This window comes from Kitasatospora cineracea, from assembly GCF_003751605.1.
GTDB lineage: Bacteria > Actinomycetota > Actinomycetes > Streptomycetales > Streptomycetaceae > Kitasatospora > Kitasatospora cineracea.
In genome coordinates this window covers 468,837-484,100 of record NZ_RJVJ01000001.1, presented here as the reverse complement: position 1 = coordinate 484,100, position 15,264 = coordinate 468,837, and the positions used below count along the sequence as shown (strand labels likewise).

Genomic DNA, 15,264 nt, shown 5'->3' with positions numbered 1-15,264 from the left:
GCGAGGGGACAAGGCACATGACCACCGCCGCCGACCAGGCCCGCACGGCCCGCGAGGAACCCTTCACCGGGCCGCTGCTGGACGTGCGGGACCTGCACGTCGAGTTCAAGACCCGGGACGGCGTCGCCAGGGCCGTCAACGGCGTCAACTACACCGTCAGCGCGGGCGAGACGCTCGCCGTGCTGGGCGAGTCGGGCTCCGGCAAGTCCGTCACCGCGCAGGCCATCATGGGCATCCTGGACATGCCGCCGGCCAGCATCCCGCAGGGGGAGATCCTGTTCCGCGGCCGGGACATGCTCAAGATGCCGAAGGACGAGCGCCGGAAGATCCGCGGACAGAAGATCGCCATGATCTTCCAGGACGCGCTGTCCTCGCTCAACCCGGTGCTCACCGTCGGCTACCAGCTCGGCGAGATGTTCCGCAAGCACCGCGGCGACAACCGCAAGGACGCCAGGGCCAAGGCCATCGACCTGATGGACCGGGTCCGGATCCCCGCCGCCAAGGAACGGGTCAACGACTACCCGCACCAGTTCTCCGGCGGCATGCGCCAGCGCATCATGATCGCCATGGCGCTGGCCCTGGAGCCGGACCTGATCATCGCGGACGAGCCCACCACCGCGCTGGACGTCACCGTCCAGGCCCAGGTGATGGACCTGCTCGCCGAACTGCAGGCCGAGTACCACATGGGCCTGATCCTGATCACCCACGACCTCGGCGTGGTCGCCGACGTCGCCGACAAGATCGCCGTCATGTACGCGGGCCGGATCGTCGAGACCGCCCCCGTCCACGAGCTCTACGCCCGGCCCGCGCACCCGTACACCCGGGGGCTGCTGGACTCCATCCCGCGGCTCGACCAGAAGGGCCAGGAGCTCTTCGCCATCAAGGGCCTGCCGCCCAACCTGCTGCGGATCCCACCGGGCTGCGCGTTCAACCCGCGCTGCCCGCGGGCCCAGGACATCTGCCGGCAGGAGGTGCCGCCGCTGGCGCAGGTGACCGACGACGACGGGACGCCGGTGGCCGGGCGGCACAGCGCGTGCTTCTTCTGGAAGGAGACCCTCCGTGACGGTTAACGGTGCCACTCCGCTCGGGGCGACCACCCCCGAGGAGGTCGCGTTCGCGCAGGACGTGCCGCGCGGCGAACCCATCCTGGAAGTGCGCGACCTGCTCAAGCACTTCCCGCTCACCAAGGGCATCCTGTTCAAGAAGCAGGTCGGCGCGGTCAAGGCCGTCGACGGCGTCTCCTTCGACCTGATGCAGGGCGAGACGCTCGGCATCGTCGGCGAGTCCGGCTGCGGCAAGTCGACGCTCGCCAAGGTGCTGATGAACCTGGAGCCCGCCACCGCCGGGTCGGTGAAGTACAAGGGCGAGGAGATCTCGCACCTGAGCGGCTCCGCGCTCAAGGCGGTGCGGCGCAACATCCAGATGGTCTTCCAGGACCCGTACACCTCGCTGAACCCCCGCATGACGGTGGGCGACATCATCGGCGAGCCGTACGAGATCCACCCCGAGGTGGCGCCCAAGGGCGACCGCCGCAAGGCGGTGCAGGACCTGTTGGACGTGGTCGGGCTGAACCCCGAGTACATCAACCGGTACCCGCACCAGTTCTCCGGCGGCCAGCGCCAGCGCATCGGCATCGCCCGCGGCCTCGCGCTCAAGCCGGAGGTCATCATCTGCGACGAGCCGGTCTCCGCGCTCGACGTGTCGGTGCAGGCGCAGGTGATCAACCTGCTGGAGCAGTTGCAGAGCGAGTTCAACCTGTCGTACATGTTCATCGCGCACGACCTCTCCATCGTCCGGCACATCTCGGACCGGGTCGGCGTGATGTACCTCGGGCGGATGGTCGAGATCGGCACCGACCTGGAGATCTACGACCACGCCACCCACCCGTACACCCAGGCGCTGCTCTCCGCGGTGCCGGTGCCCGACCCGAGTGCGCGGGAGCACCGGGACCGGATCGTGCTGACCGGCGACGTGCCCTCCCCGGCCAACCCGCCCTCCGGGTGCCGGTTCCGGACCAGGTGCTGGAAGGCGCAGGAGAAGTGCGCGAAGGAGGACCCGGCGCTGACCGTGCGGGACTGGCTGGAGGGGCGGGCCCGGCACGACTCGGCCTGCCACTTCGCCGGCGAGCGGGAGAACCTGGTCTGAGGCGCCGGACGGGCAACGGCGAAGGGCCCCACCGCGGTGAAGCGGTGGGGCCCTTCGCGGTACGCGGCCGGGGGCTCAGACCTCGGCGCGCTGCGCGGGGACGGCGGGCGCGGCCTCCTCGGGGAAGTGGCAGGCCGTCAGGTGGCCGCCGGCGTTGCCGGAGAGCTGGATCAGCGGCGGCTCCTCCACCGAGCACTTCTCCTGCGCCTTCCAGCAGCGGGTCCGGAACCGGCAGCCCGACGGCGGGTTGACCGGGGAGGGCACGTCGCCGGTCAGGCGGATGCGCTCGCGGTCGTCGTCCGGGTCGGCCTCCGGGACGGCGGACAGCAGCGCGTGGGTGTACGGGTGCCGGGGGGACTCGTACAGCGACTTGCGGTCGGCGATCTCGACGATCTTGCCGAGGTACATCACCGCGACGCGCTGCGAGAAGTGCCGCACCACCGACAGGTCGTGGGCGATGAACAGGAACGCGATGCCCAGCTCGCGCTGCAGCTCCTGGAGCAGGTTGACCACCTGCGCCTGGATCGACACGTCCAGCGCCGAGACCGGCTCGTCCGCGACGATCAGCTTCGGGCTCAGCGACAGCGCGCGGGCCACGCCGATGCGCTGGCGCTGGCCGCCGGAGAACTCGTGCGGGAAGCGGTTGTAGTGCTCCGGGTTGAGGCCGACCGTCTCCAGCAGCTCCTGCACCCGGCGCTGCACGCCGCCCTTCGGGTTGATGCCGTTGATCTCCATCGGCGCGCCGATGATCGAGCCGACGGTGTGCCGCGGGTTCAGCGAGGAGTACGGGTCCTGGAAGATCATCTGGATCTCGGACCGGATCGGCGCCAGCGCCTTGCGGCCGGCGTGCGTGATGTCCTGGCCGGCGTAGCGGATCTCGCCGCCGGTCGGCTCCAGCAGCCGGGTCACCAGGCGGCCGGTGGTCGACTTGCCGCAGCCGGACTCGCCGACCAGGCCCACCGACTCGCCGGGGAAGACGTCCAGGTCCAGGCCGTCCACCGCGTGCACCGCGCCGACCTGGCGCTTGAACAGGAAGCCGTCCATCACCGGGAAGTGCTTCTGCAGGCCCTTGAGCGACAGCAGCGGGTCGCCGGGGGCGACGGCGGCCGGGGAGGCCGGCTTGAGGGTCAGTTCGTTGCTCATGGTGTCCCTCTCAGCCGAGCCGGGGCTTGATCTGGTCGATGAAGATGTCCTGCCGCTGCGCCGCGTTCAGGTGGCAGGCGGCGGCGTGCCCGGTGGCCGGGGAGAGCGCCGGGCGCTCCGAGGTGCAGCCGCCGCCGATGACCTGCTCGCGGTAGTCGCAGCGCGGGTTGAACGGGCAGCCGGACGGCAGGTTGATCAGGCTCGGCGGGGTGCCGCGGACCGGCCGCAGCGGCACGTCCACGTCGCCGGTCAGGCTCGGCATCGAGGCCAGCAGGCCCCAGGTGTACGGGTGCTGAGGGGCCTTCAGCACCTCGCGGACGGTGCCGCGCTCCACGGCCCGGCCCGCGTACATCACCATGATGTCCTGGGCGGTCCGGGCGACCACGCCCAGGTCGTGGGTGATCAGGATGATCGCGGTGCCCATCTCCTGCTGGAGGTCCTTGAGCAGGTCCAGGATCTGGGCCTGCACGGTGACGTCCAGCGCGGTGGTCGGCTCGTCCGCGATGACCAGTTTCGGGTCGCAGACCAGCGACATGGCGATCATCGCGCGCTGGCGCATGCCGCCGGAGAACTGGTGCGGGTAGTCGTCGACCCGCAGGGTGGGCTGCGGGATGCCGACCTTGGTCAGCATCTCGATCGCCCGGTCCCGGGACTCCTTCTTGGAGGCGCCGGTGTGCTTGCGGAAGGTCTCGCCGATCTGCTTGCCGATGGTGTGGAACGGCGACAGCGCGGTCAGCGGGTCCTGGAAGATCATCGACATCTTCTTGCCGCGGAGCTTCTCCAGCTCGCGGTTCGAGGCGCCGATCAGCTCCTGGCCGTCCAGCTTGATCGAGCCGGTGATCTCGGTCCGGTCCGGGTTGTGCAGGCCCAGCACGGCCAGGTTGGTCACCGACTTGCCGGAGCCGGACTCGCCGACGATGCCGAGCGTGGAGCCCGGGGCGACGTCGAAGGAGAGGTTGTCCACGGCCCGGACCACGCCGTCCTCGGTGCTGAAGCGGACCGAGAGGTCGCGGACTGAGAGGAACGGCGTGCCGCCGCTGCCGGCGGATGCCTCCTCGGGCTTGGCCAGGGTGGTCATGGACTGGGCTCCTCGGTGCGGTACGTGAGGTCGGGACTGCTGCTGGTCGGCCGGGGTGTGGCCGTCAGGCCAGGCGGATGCGCGGGTCGATCAGGGCGTAGGCGGCGTCGACGATGATGTTGAAGAAGACGATCAGGGTGGCGGCCACCACGGTGACGCCGACCAGCAGCGACAGGTCGGAGTCGTTGAAGGACTGGATCGCCAGCTGGCCCAGGCCGTGCAGGCTGAAGGTCGTCTCGGTGATGATGGCGCCGCCGAGCAGCACGCCCAGGTCGATGCCGAAGACGGTGACGATGGTGCCCATCGCGCCGCGCCAGGCGTAGCGCATGAAGACCGAGGTGCCGGACATGCCCTTGGCCCGGGCGGTCCGCACGTAGTCCTCGGACAGCTGCTCGACCATCGAGGAGCGGGTCATGCGGGTGTAGTTGGCGGTCCAGATCAGCGACAGCACGATCCACGGCACCAGCAGGCCGCCGGCCCAGCCGATCGGGTCCTCGGTGAACGGGACGTAGGTCGGCAGGTCCAGCAGGTCCGTGCTGTAGCAGAGCACCCAGAGCGCGAGCGGGCCGGCCACGTAGATCTGCATCGAGGAGGCCAGCAGCGAGAAGGAGCTGGCGATCTTGTCGGCGGCCTTGCCCTGCTTGTGCGCGGCCAGCATGCCGGTGCCGATGCCGAAGACCAGGAAGATCACGGCGGAGCCGACGGTCAGCGACAGGGTGGTCGGGAAGCGGTCCGCGAGGATGCCGCCGACCAGCTCCTTCTTGTCGAAGGAGTAACCGAAGCACGGGGCGCCGCAGTGCACGCCGTTGAAGGTGCCGCCGGTGAAGATGGTGCTCAGCCAGTTCCAGTACTGGACCGGCCACGAGTGGTCGAAGCCCATGTCGTGCCTGATCAGGGCGAGGTTCTCGGGCGTGCAGGTCTTGCCGCAGTAGAGCCGCGCCGGGTCCGCCGGGATCGCGAAGAACAGCGCATACGTGACCATCGAGACGATCAGCAGGATGACGAGAGCGCCGAGGGTTCGGCGGACGAGGAATCGGAGCATCGGACGGGGCTCTCCTGATCGGGGCGGGACACCGGCAGATCGTGCCGGTGCCCCGCCGTGAGCTACTGCTCGGTGACGACTACTACTTGACGTAGATGTTGAGCGGGGACTGCAGGCCGGCCAGGGTGTCGAACTTGACGCCGCCCAGGCCCGAGCCGTAGAGGCTCAGCGAACGCTGGTAGACGTCCGGGATCGAGACCGCCTTGTCCTGCAGCTTCTTGTCGATCGCGGCCCAGGCCTTGCCCTGCTCCACCGGGTCGGCGACCTTCACCGCGGCGTCGATCGCCGAGTTGATCTCCGGGTCGTTCAGGTGGGCGTAGTTGGAGGCACCGTCGGCGATGGCGCGGCCGTCCCAGACCGGCTGCAGCGAGGTGTAACCGGTCGGCCAGTCGGCGCCCCAGCCGCCCCAGTACAGGTCGTACTCGTTGTTGGTCAGGCCGATGGCGTCGTAGTAGGTCTTCGAGTCCAGCGGCTTCGGGACGAACTTGAAGCCGGCCTTCTCCAGCGCGTCGCGGATCGCCTCGGTGACCTTCTGCTGCACCGGGGTGTTGTTGTACGCGTAGACGATGGGGGTGCCCACCGCGTTCGCCTCGGTCAGCAGCTGCTTGGCGGCGTCCGGGTCGCCCTGCGGCTTCTTGAGGATGCCGTACGGGTCGTAGGACTCGTAGCCCAGGACGGTCGGGCTCATGTACGCGGTGGCGTAGTCACCGTAGGAGGTGCCGCCCTGCAGCTGGCGGGTCTGCTGGTGCGGGAACGCCTTGATGAGCGCCTCGCGGACCTTCTGGTCCTTCACCCGGGTGTTGTTGATGTAGTAGTAGTCGACGTACGGGGTCAGGCCCTCGAGGGTGCGGGGCTTGAGCTTCTCGTCGGCCTTGACCTGGTCGATGTAGGTCGTGTGGACCTGGTTGTGGAACGAGAAGGCGGTCTTGTCGTCGCCGTTGTCCGCCATGAAGCGCTCGGTGGACTGCTGCGCCTGGACACCGAAGGTCATGTGCCACTTGTCCGGGTAGGCGTTCCGGATCGGGTCGCTGGCCGGGTCCCAGTTGGGGTTACGCTCGAGGTCGAGCGAGCGGTCGGTGACGTGCTCGACGATCTGGTACGGGCCCGAGGAGAACGGCTTCTTGTCGTACTCCTCCTTGGTGTCGTTGGCCTTCGGCACGATGCCGTAACCGGTCATCGCCAGGGTGAAGTTGGCGTCGGTGTGGGCCTCGGGGAAGGTGATCACCACGGTCTTGTCGTCCGGGGTCTGCACCGAGTCCAGGCTCTTGCCGCCGTAGGGGCCCTCGTAGGCGGTGCGGTAGTCGGCGCCCGACAGCCAGGTCTGGATGTAGGTGGGGCCGGACTTGATGAACGAGGCGTAGGTGCGCTCGATCGAGTACTTGACGTCCGCCGAGGTGATCGGGGTGCCGTCCTGCCACTTCACGCCGTCCTTCAGCGTGAACTTCCAGGTCTTGCCGCCGTCGGTGGTGGTGCCGGTGTCGGTGGCGAGGTCGCCGACCAGCTTCTGCGAGCCGTCCGGGGCGGTCTTGTAGCCCGTCAGCTGGCGGGTGAACAGCAGCGAGACCTCGCTGTTGTAGTTCATGTAGATCTGGGCCGGGTCGAGGTGCGAGAAGTCGTCGCGGTCGATCATGTTGACCGTGCCGCCCTTCTTCGCACCCGGCTCGGCGACGGCCGGACCCTTCGAGTCGTCGGCGGTGCCGACCGAGATCGTGGTGGTCTTGACCGGGGCCTTGGAGGCGCCGGCCTTGGTGCCGTCGCTGTTGCTGTGGCCGCTGGAGCACGCCGTGGTGACGGTCAGGGCCCCGGCCACGAGAATGGCGGCCGCGAGCCGCGTCTTGCGAGAGCTCATCTTCATCCTGCCTGGGATAGTTGTGCGGAAATCTTCGTGGGTGTGCCCGGGGCCTGGCTTACCCGTCCCCCCGGAGTCTTGAGGACCTGTCAGCGGTTGGTCTTCGGGTCGAACGCGTCCCGGACGGAGTCGCCGAGCAGGTTGAAGGCCAGAACGAACACCACCATGGCGAGGCCCGGGAAGAGCAGGAAGGTGACGTCGGTCCGGAGGTAGTTGGCGGCGTCGGCGATCATGCGGCCCCAGTCCGGGGTCGGCTCGGAGACGCCCACACCGAGGTAGGAGAGGCCGGCCTCGGCGGTGACGAACGCCGGCAGCGCGAGGGTGGACTGCACCAGGATCGGGGTCCACAGGTTGGGCAGGATCTCCTTGAAGATGATCCGCATCGGGGAGGCGCCGGTGACCTTGGCGGCCTCGATGAACTCCCGCTCGCGGAGCGACAGCGACACACCGCGCAGGATGCGGGCCAGGCCCATCCAGCCGAGCAGCGACAGCACGGTGGTGACCGCCACGAAGGGCAGCCAGCCCGGGTTCTTCTCGTTCGGGCTCACCAGCAGGCTGGTGACCACCGGCATGCAGGCGATCAGGAAGATCTGCGACGGGAACGACATCAGGACGTCGATCACCCGGCCGATGAAGTAGTCGACCTTCCCGCCCAGGTAGCCGGCCGCGATGCCGAGCGCGACACCGATCACGGTGGTCAGCAGCGAGGTGGCGACCGCGATGATCAGCGAGGTGCGGATGCCGTAGATCAGCAGGGTGAGGACGTCGCGGCCGAGGCCCGGCTCGAGGCCGAACCAGAAGTCGCCGCTCATGCCGCCGTTGGGGCCGGTGGGCAGGCCCGAGTCGGTCAGCAGGGACACGTCGTCCTGGCCGTAGTGCGTCTCCGGGTTCTTGCCGTACAGCATGGAGATGACCGGGGCGAGGATCGCCACCGCGATGAAGAACAGCACGATGCAGGCGCTCACCACCCCGGTGCGGTCACGGAGGAAGCGGCGCCACATCAGCTTCCCGGGCGAGAGGCCGCGGAAGCCCGGATCGGCGGGCGTGTCGGCCGTGGCGTTGTCCGCGTGGTCCGACGTCGACCCGGGACGGGAGGTGTTCCCGTCCGTCGTGGCCCCAGTAGGCGTCGTCATGGTGCTAAAGCTCCCGACCGTGGTCCGTGCAGAAGCAAGGAGTAAGAACTTGGATGAATGGACTCTTGCAAGTCGTTTATCGAACGTCAAGAGTTCCCCAGTTGTCGAGGGCCCATTTCCTCCTTCGTGCTGGAATGTCAACCACTTCGTAGTTCTCGGACTCTTGACATCGACTCAGCGAGACGGTCAAAACCGGACAAACCTGAGCATGTGGCGTTCACATGTCCGTAACGATGCACGGTCAGCTCCGTTATCTGGACGTCGAGTTCGAACCCGTGATCACTTGACGCGCGTAGATCAAGTGTCCGTTTTGGCGGCCTTCAGGGCAAATGGCAGTCGCAATTGAGTGTCCGATTATCGGACATCGCTGTTTTCGGGCATGGCGGGGCGAATTCATGGGTAGGGGTCACCCAATTCGGGCGGCCCGGGGGGAGTCGCCCGACTGGCATTTTCTCGCCATTGGCGAGACTTCGCCGCGGCCGTTACTGCCGCGGTTGTTACTTCGTCAGCCCGATGTTCTCGTAGACCACATCGCCGAGCCCGGTGGCGCCGATGTTGGCCAGCTCCTTGCGCACCCCGTAGATGGCCGGCCGCTGGTACAGCGGGACCAGTCCGGCGACCTGCCAGGCCTCGGTGTCGGCGCGGTTGAGCGCCGCCGTCTCGTCGTCCACCGTGTCGGCCTTCGCGGCGTCCGCCATCGCCTTGTCCAGCGCCTTGCTGCCGACCTGGGCCCAGTTGGAGCCGGAGTCCTGCTGGAAGGTGCTGATCGAGTTGGAGACCGGGAAGGGCGTGCCCAGCAGGGAGAAGGAGGTCAGGTCGAAGTCGTGCTTGTAGACGTAGCCGTCGAAGTACTCGCCGGCCGGCACGGTCTGCACCTGCACGGTCACCCCGACCGCGGCCAGCATCCGGGTGACCTCCTCGCTCTCGTTGGCGGCCAGGTTGTTCGCGGCCGGCGCCACGTAGCGCAGCACCAGCTCCTTGCCGTCCTTGCCGCGCACGCCGTTCGGGCCGGCCTTCCAGCCCAGCGAGTCGAGGGTGGCCCGGGCGGCGTCCGGGTCGAAGCGGCTCAGGCCGTTCGAGTTGTCCTGGTAGCCGTGCTGGGAGGGCACCAGGAAGTGGTTGTTCATCGGCACGTACGGCCAGTCCAGGCCCGCCAGGTCGGTGCGGGTGATCTCGGCCCGGTCGATCGCCTGGATCAGCGCCTGGCGCACCCGGGCGTCCTCCAGCAGCGGGCTCCTGCCGTTCAGCACCAGCTGGCGCAGGTTGGGGCCGCCCGCCCGGCGGACCTCGCCGCCCGCGGTGGACCGGATCAGCTCGTAGCCCTCGGTGTTGGGGCCGTTGTTGTAGAAGTCGACCTCGCCCTTGGCGAACGCCTCCGGCATCGCGCCGGTGTCGTACGCCCTGAAGACGATCTTGTCCAGCAGCGGCTTGTCACCCCACCAGCCCGGGTCGGCGACCGCGGTGACGGTGCGGGTCTTCGGGTCCATCGAGCCCACCTTGAAGGGGCCCGCGGTGACCGGGATGCGGTTCTTGAAGGAGGTGTTGAACAGCTCGGGGGTGGAGACGTACCGCTCGGGCAGCAGCGGGGCGTTGCCGGCGTTGTTGAACATCGCCTGCCACTCCGAGTACGGCTCCTTGAAGGTCATCACGGCCTGGTAGTCGTCCTGGCCGCGGACCACGCTCTCCACCTGGTCGAAGCCGTTGGTGGTGGCGGTCTTGTACGCCGGGTCCTGGCCGCCCAGCGCCTGCCAGTTCGCGCGTAGGTCGCGCCAGGTGATCGGGGTGCCGTCGGACCAGTGCGCCTTCGGGTTCAGCGTCCACACCACGACCTGCTTGCCCTGCTGCAGCTCGCTCCTCACGTCGGTGAGGTACGCCGGGTTCGGGGTCTGCACGCCACCGGCGTCGGAGCGCCAGAAGGTCGGCAGCAGCGCCTTGACCACGTCGTTGGTGGACGCCTCGGAGCCGTCCGCCTGGACCGGGTTCCACTGGGTCGAGTACTGGTCGATCGCCCAGGTCAGGGTGCCGCCCTGACGCAGCTCGGCGCGCGGCCGGGCGTTCATCTCCTGCTGGGTCATCCGCGGCGCGTCGCCGCCCGCACCGGCCGCGGCGGCCGGGGGAGCGCCGGCGGCGGAGCCCGCGGTGGAACTGCACGAGCAGAGCGCGACGGACAGCGCCGCCACCGTGGCGGTCAGGGCGAGCGGGAGGAAGCGGGGTCTCGGCACGCGGCACATCTTGCGTACCGGTGAACTGACTTGTCGACCTGCGGCGGATCAAGTATTGGTAACGCGACGTGGCCGCCCGGTTGCGGCGTCCGTTTCGTCCCGTTCCGTGACGCCAGTGGCGAGGATTCGCCAGAGCGGCCGGGGCGCCCCGCGGGGCACCCCGGCCGCGCCGGTGCGGTGACGGAGCGTCAGGCCGGGATCTTGACCGTGCGGTCCTTGCCGGTCTTCGGGACGCCCTGGCCGATGGCGTCCGCGACGTCCTGCGCGGTGATCTGCACCTGCTGGCCGTTGTGGGTCGTCTTCACCTTGTCGAAGGTGGTGCCGACGGCGGCGGCCAGCTTGTCCAGGTCCCACTTGAGGACCACGGTGCCGGACGCGTCCGGGGCCAGCACCAGCGCATCGGCGGCGGTGTTGCGGCCGAAGGCGAACTGCTTGGTGCCCGCGGTGACCGTGACGTTGCCGTTCAGCACCTGCTTGCCCAGGCCGTCGGCCGCGGCCTGGAGCACGTCCTGGCCGACCTTCGGCTGCGCGTCGGCCACCGGCAGCGCCACCTCGGTGTCCGCCTGGCCGGCCGCCCGGCCGCGGTACGCCTGCTCGACCAGGTCGGCGGCGGCCGCCGAGTCCAGCGCCTTGCCGCCCGCGCCCGGGACCACCTCGGTGCCGCCGCTCTTGGTGAACCGGACGTAGCCCTCCTGGAGGCTCTGCCCGGACTTGGCGCCCAGGTCGTCCAGCGCGGCCTTCAGCTTCGCCCGGTCGACCCGGACCTGCGGCTCGACGGCCTTGGCGTTGCCGGTCAGCGAACCCAGCACCTCGACCGGGTTGTAGCTGTGCTTGGTCAGCGCGTCCACCGTCGCCGTGGTGTCGAAGCTCAGCCCGGCGCTGGCCGGGTCCAGGGTGGCCGACTGGTCGCCGATCTTCACCCGGATCGGCTGCTGCCCGGCCTTGCCGACCGAGCCGTCCAGCGCGGTCACCGCCTGGTCGCGGGAGTCGCCGCCGATGTCGGTGCCCAGCACCGTGGTGCCCTTGGGGATGTCCGACTGGTTCATCATCAGGCCCGCGCCGTACACGGCCGCGCCGAGGAACAGCACGCCGCCGAGACCGGTCACGACCAGCTTCCTGCCCCGGCCGCCCTTCTTCCGGGCCGCGGGCTCCTCCTCCTCGGCGGCCTCCCGGGCCGCGGCCGCCGCGGCCGCCGCCTCGGGCGACGGCTCGCGCTTGGGCGTCGCGGCCCGCGAACCGCCCGGGAACGGCTGCGCCGCGGGCAGGTCGGCGAACCGGCCGCCGCCGTCACCGGACGGGCGGGACTGGGCCTGCGCCGGGGACCGGGACCCGGGCTCCTCGGCGAACGGGTCGCCGCCGTTCGGGGACTTCAGGAACAGCTGGGTGGTCGGCGGGTCCGATATGGCGGCGCCCGGGGCGGGCTCCTCGCCGGTGACCGGGTCGAAACCGCCGATCTGGGTGTCCTCCGGCTCCCCGGCGGCCCCCGTCGCCCCGGGGCGCTCCGCGCCGCGCGGACCGGGACCGGCGGCGTACGGGTCGGCCTGGCCCTGGCCGGGGCGCGGGGCGGCGAACGGGTCGTCGGCGGCGGCGGCCGCCGCCGCCCGGTTCGCCCGCAGGCCGGACTGCTGCTGCGGCTGCCGGCCCTGCGGCTGCCGGCCCTGCTGGCCCGGCTGCTGGCCCTGCTGCTGGGCGAACGGGTCCTGGGCGAACGGGTCCTGCGGGCCGGGCGCCGCCATCGGCTGCTGCTGGGCCTGGCCCGGCCGGCCCGGCTGCTGCGCGAACGGGTCCTGCGCGAACGGGTCCTGCGCGAACGGGTCCTGCGCGGCGGCGGCCTGGAACGGGTCGCCCTGCTGCGGCAGCGGGTGGCCGCCGGTGCGCGAGGACACCGCCGGGTCGGCCGGGGCGAACGGCGAGGCGGGCGCGCCGGACGGGCGCGGCGCGGGCTGCTGGGCGGCCTGCGGGGCCCCCGCGGCGGGCTGGGCCGGCCCCGCCGGGGCGGCGGCCGGGGCGGGCTCCGGCCGGCCCTTCTGGCGCGGCTTGAACCACTCGCCGGTGGAATCCGACTCGGACGCCTTCGCCGCCGCCTTGGGCGCGGCCGGCTCCTGCCACTCCGGCGGCAGGGTCGGCGGGGTGCCGGTGCGGCCCCCGCTGTCCATCACGCCGAGCACCGGGTCGCCGGCGCCGCCGCGGTGCCGCGGCCCGGACGGCTCGGCGGGCTGCTCGTCCTTGACCTTGCTCTGCACCACGACCGGCGGGATCGGCCGGGAACCGGGGATGTTGATCCGCACCCGGGTGGTCAGCGTGGTCTCCGTCGTCTTCGGCGCGTCGGCCTCGTCGGCGCGCGGACCGGGAGCGGTCCGTCCGGCGGCCGGGTCCGCGCCGAGCCCACCGGGCACACCGGTGCCGTACGGCGGGGTGCCCGACGGGTACGCGTCGGGGCCGCCGCGGCGGGGCTGCGGTTGGGCGTTGTCAGATTCGCGGCTGCTCAATGCTGCTCTGCTCCGGGTTCGCGGCCGGGCCGGCCGGGCCGTCCGCTGCGTATGGGGCGGATGACCACCGGACGACGGCGTGCGGCCGTGCGGCGGGCTACCGGCCCCGGGGACATCAGCTGTTCACGTGTCGGCTGCGGCGAGCGCCCCCGCCACGCGAGTGGTGCCGAAGCTACCGTCCGACCCGGCCGGGCCGGACAGTGGGGTGGCCCGCCGGGGCACCACCTTACCGACAAGGGATCCGGGCCGGAGGACGACCGGGGGATCCCCTTGGTCCGGATCACCCCGGTATGCGCTAGCGGTCGCCGCCCCTGACGGCCCGTCGGGGCTCCGGCGCCGGTACGCCGAACAGGAAGCCGGAGCGGGTCGGCAGGGTCGCGCAGACCACGCCGAGCACCGCGCCGCCGAACAGGTACAGGTACGCGGACGGCGTCGCGGAGAGCACCAGGTCACCCTCCGGGCGGGGCGCCAGCAGCACCGCCAGCACCAGGAACCAGCCGCCCAGCGCGCACCCCGCGCCGAGCTTGGTGCCGGTCGCCCGCAGCCCGCCGTAGAACAGCCCGGCGCAGGCCGTCAGCGCCAGCACCACGCCGAAGCCGCCCCACAGGGTCTGCACGAAAGCTCCGCACACCGACACCGCGGCGCCGAGCAGGAACAGCAGCACGTACACGGCGACCCGGACGCCGCGCGGCGGCATCCGCTCGGCCAGGCGCTGCTCGCGGGTGCCGAGCAGGGCGTGCAGGAACCTCACAGCTCCACCCCCGCGAACAGGTCGGTCTCCGGAGCGCCGGGGCCGAGCGCGCCGCGCACCAGCTCGTAGTGCTCGGTGGCCAGCAGCGGCTGCCCGAGGTGGTTGCTGAGCGCGAAGTGCCGCCCGGCCACGGTGATCTGGGTGGCGTGCGCGCGCATCGCGGCGGCCTTCGCCCCGGCGTGCGCGGCGTTGTCCAGGACGGTGGTGACTGTCCGGTCGTCCACCACGCCCGGGATCTGGTCGACCGGGGCGGTGCCCTCGAACGGCGCCTCGGCGGCGGTCTCGGCCAGCGCGGCCTCGATCACCGAGCGGGGCATCCGGTTGTAGTAGACCTTGGCGATCCGCCAGGGCGCGCCCAGCTCCGGGCCGAAGGCCGGGTCGGCGGCCAGCTCGTAGCCGCGCAGCGCCACCCGGTGCGCCTGGATGTGGTCGGGGTGGCCGTAGCCGCCGTTCTCGTCGTACGTCACCAGCACCTGCGGCCGGACCTCGCGGATCACCGCGGCCAGCAGGCCGGCCGCCTCGTCCACGTCCGCCCGCCAGAAGCAGGACGGGTCGTCGTTGTCCGCGACGCCCATCATCCCGGAGTCCCGCCAGCGGCCCGGGCCGCCCAGGAAGCGGTGGTCGGTGACGCCCAACTCGCGCATCGCGGCGGCTAGTTCGCCGACCCGGTGGGCGCCCAGGGTGTTGTCGCGGCCCTGCTCCAGGTGGGCCAGCTCTGGCGGGATCACCTCGCCGCCCTCGCCCAGCGTGCAGGTCACCAGGGTGACCCGGACGCCCTCGGCCGCGTACCGGGCCATCGTGGAGCCGTTGTTGATCGACTCGTCGTCGGGATGGGCGTGCACCAGCAGCAGCCCGCGCGCGTCGGCCGGAGGTACGGAGGTCATGCCCGGCAGCTTAGACCGGCCGGCACATGGAGGGCGGCGTCGCGTGCCGATGGCTGTCGCCCGGTCCTGACGGCCTGCCCGGAGGGGACACCCCGGACAGGCCCGCGCGCACTCCGGGTCAGAGGTTCAGGCCGTTGAGCATCCCGGCCAGGTTGGCCGTCACCTGCTGGATCGACGGCGCGATCGAACTGGACGCCAGGTAGAAGCCGAGCAGCGCGCACACCAGCGCGTGGCTCACCTTCAGGCTCGACCGGCGGACCAGGACCACGACCACGACCAGCATCAGCACGACGGCGGAGACGGACAAAGCCATGACGGCTCACACCCTTCCTCGGGTGCGCGGCCCCGGGGACGGGGCGGCGGGCGGAACGATGGTCCACTGATACCCGATCAGTGACGCCCAGGTGACGTTCCGTGAGTCCGCCCGGGGTGTCGCGCCCCCGGCGCGGCCCGCTGCGCCCCCGGTCAGCGGCCCTCCGAACGGCCGTACCCGGCCGTCCGGGCGGGCTGCGCCGTCCGGGTGATCAC

The 15,264-nt window shown here is 70.9% G+C and carries 12 protein-coding genes; 2 read left to right on the top strand and 10 right to left on the bottom strand.

The genetic code is table 11. From position 1 onward, the window contains the following. Positions 1 to 17: 17 nt before the first annotated feature. Together EDD39_RS02110 and EDD39_RS02105 are read left to right on the top strand one after the other, a co-directional pair. On the top strand, positions 18 to 1,070 hold the full coding sequence (locus EDD39_RS02110) for an ABC transporter ATP-binding protein (protein ID WP_123553098.1): 1,053 nt from the start codon (positions 18 to 20) through the stop codon (positions 1,068 to 1,070). A gap of 55 nt (positions 1,071 to 1,125) precedes the next feature. Next, positions 1,126 to 2,145: an ABC transporter ATP-binding protein gene (locus EDD39_RS02105; protein ID WP_162870160.1), complete on the top strand. Its 1,020-nt coding sequence runs from the start codon at positions 1,126 to 1,128 to the stop codon at positions 2,143 to 2,145. 75 nt (positions 2,146 to 2,220) lie between these two features. On the opposite strand, the gene EDD39_RS02100 is transcribed toward EDD39_RS02105, so the two are convergent. The 10 genes from EDD39_RS02100 to EDD39_RS02055 all read right to left on the bottom strand — a co-directional run bounded on the left by EDD39_RS02100 (position 2,221) and on the right by EDD39_RS02055 (position 15,049). Continuing rightward, positions 2,221 to 3,288, bottom strand: a complete 1,068-nt coding sequence (locus EDD39_RS02100) for an ABC transporter ATP-binding protein (RefSeq protein WP_123553096.1) — start codon at positions 3,286 to 3,288, stop codon at positions 2,221 to 2,223. Positions 3,289 to 3,298: 10 nt separating this feature from the next. Then, entirely contained in the window at positions 3,299 to 4,366 is a 1,068-nt protein-coding gene (locus tag EDD39_RS02095) for an ABC transporter ATP-binding protein (RefSeq protein ID WP_123553095.1), read from the bottom strand. A 64-nt stretch (positions 4,367 to 4,430) separates the two neighbouring features. Beyond that, on the bottom strand, positions 4,431 to 5,408 hold the full coding sequence (locus EDD39_RS02090) for an ABC transporter permease (RefSeq protein WP_123553094.1): 978 nt from the start codon (positions 5,406 to 5,408) through the stop codon (positions 4,431 to 4,433). Positions 5,409 to 5,490: 82 nt separating this feature from the next. Beyond that, a complete protein-coding gene (locus EDD39_RS02085) occupies positions 5,491 to 7,257 on the bottom strand; it encodes an ABC transporter substrate-binding protein (RefSeq protein ID WP_123553093.1) in 1,767 nt (588 codons plus the stop codon). A gap of 89 nt (positions 7,258 to 7,346) precedes the next feature. Beyond that, on the bottom strand, positions 7,347 to 8,390 hold the full coding sequence (locus tag EDD39_RS02080; protein WP_123553092.1) for an ABC transporter permease: 1,044 nt from the start codon (positions 8,388 to 8,390) through the stop codon (positions 7,347 to 7,349). A gap of 497 nt (positions 8,391 to 8,887) precedes the next feature. Further along, positions 8,888 to 10,612: an ABC transporter family substrate-binding protein gene (locus EDD39_RS02075; protein ID WP_148089375.1), complete on the bottom strand. Its 1,725-nt coding sequence runs from the start codon at positions 10,610 to 10,612 to the stop codon at positions 8,888 to 8,890. A 188-nt stretch (positions 10,613 to 10,800) separates the two neighbouring features. Then, positions 10,801 to 13,101 carry a peptidoglycan binding domain-containing protein gene (locus EDD39_RS02070; RefSeq protein ID WP_123553090.1) on the bottom strand — a complete coding sequence of 767 codons (2,301 nt, stop codon included), beginning with the start codon at positions 13,099 to 13,101 and terminating at the stop codon, positions 10,801 to 10,803. Positions 13,102 to 13,396: 295 nt separating this feature from the next. Then, positions 13,397 to 13,852 (bottom strand): DUF6113 family protein, encoded by a 456-nt coding sequence (locus EDD39_RS02065; protein ID WP_208765443.1) that lies wholly within the window; start codon positions 13,850 to 13,852, stop codon positions 13,397 to 13,399. Continuing rightward, positions 13,849 to 14,736 carry an N-acetyl-1-D-myo-inositol-2-amino-2-deoxy-alpha-D-glucopyranoside deacetylase gene (mshB, locus tag EDD39_RS02060; RefSeq protein WP_123553089.1) on the bottom strand — a complete coding sequence of 296 codons (888 nt, stop codon included), beginning with the start codon at positions 14,734 to 14,736 and terminating at the stop codon, positions 13,849 to 13,851. Before mshB ends, EDD39_RS02065 begins: the two co-directional genes overlap by 4 nt. Before the next feature lie 118 nt (positions 14,737 to 14,854). Beyond that, on the bottom strand, positions 14,855 to 15,049 hold the full coding sequence (locus EDD39_RS02055; protein WP_030459917.1) for a DUF2304 family protein: 195 nt from the start codon (positions 15,047 to 15,049) through the stop codon (positions 14,855 to 14,857). Between the last annotated feature and the right edge of the window lie 215 nt (positions 15,050 to 15,264).

Bases quoted from the DNA above. Each gene is read 5' to 3' on its own strand.
- EDD39_RS02110 (WP_123553098.1), top strand. From the start codon at position 18: ATGACCACCGCCGCCGACCAGGCCCGCACGGCCCGCGAGGAACCCTTC.
- EDD39_RS02100 (WP_123553096.1), bottom strand. From the start codon at position 3,288: ATGAGCAACGAACTGACCCTCAAGCCGGCCTCCCCGGCCGCCGTCGCC.
- EDD39_RS02095 (WP_123553095.1), bottom strand. From the start codon at position 4,366: ATGACCACCCTGGCCAAGCCCGAGGAGGCATCCGCCGGCAGCGGCGGC.
- EDD39_RS02090 (WP_123553094.1), bottom strand. From the start codon at position 5,408: ATGCTCCGATTCCTCGTCCGCCGAACCCTCGGCGCTCTCGTCATCCTG.
- EDD39_RS02085 (WP_123553093.1), bottom strand. From the start codon at position 7,257: ATGAGCTCTCGCAAGACGCGGCTCGCGGCCGCCATTCTCGTGGCCGGG.
- EDD39_RS02080 (WP_123553092.1), bottom strand. From the start codon at position 8,390: ATGACGACGCCTACTGGGGCCACGACGGACGGGAACACCTCCCGTCCC.
- mshB (WP_123553089.1), bottom strand. From the start codon at position 14,736: ATGACCTCCGTACCTCCGGCCGACGCGCGCGGGCTGCTGCTGGTGCAC.
- EDD39_RS02055 (WP_030459917.1), bottom strand. From the start codon at position 15,049: ATGGCTTTGTCCGTCTCCGCCGTCGTGCTGATGCTGGTCGTGGTCGTG.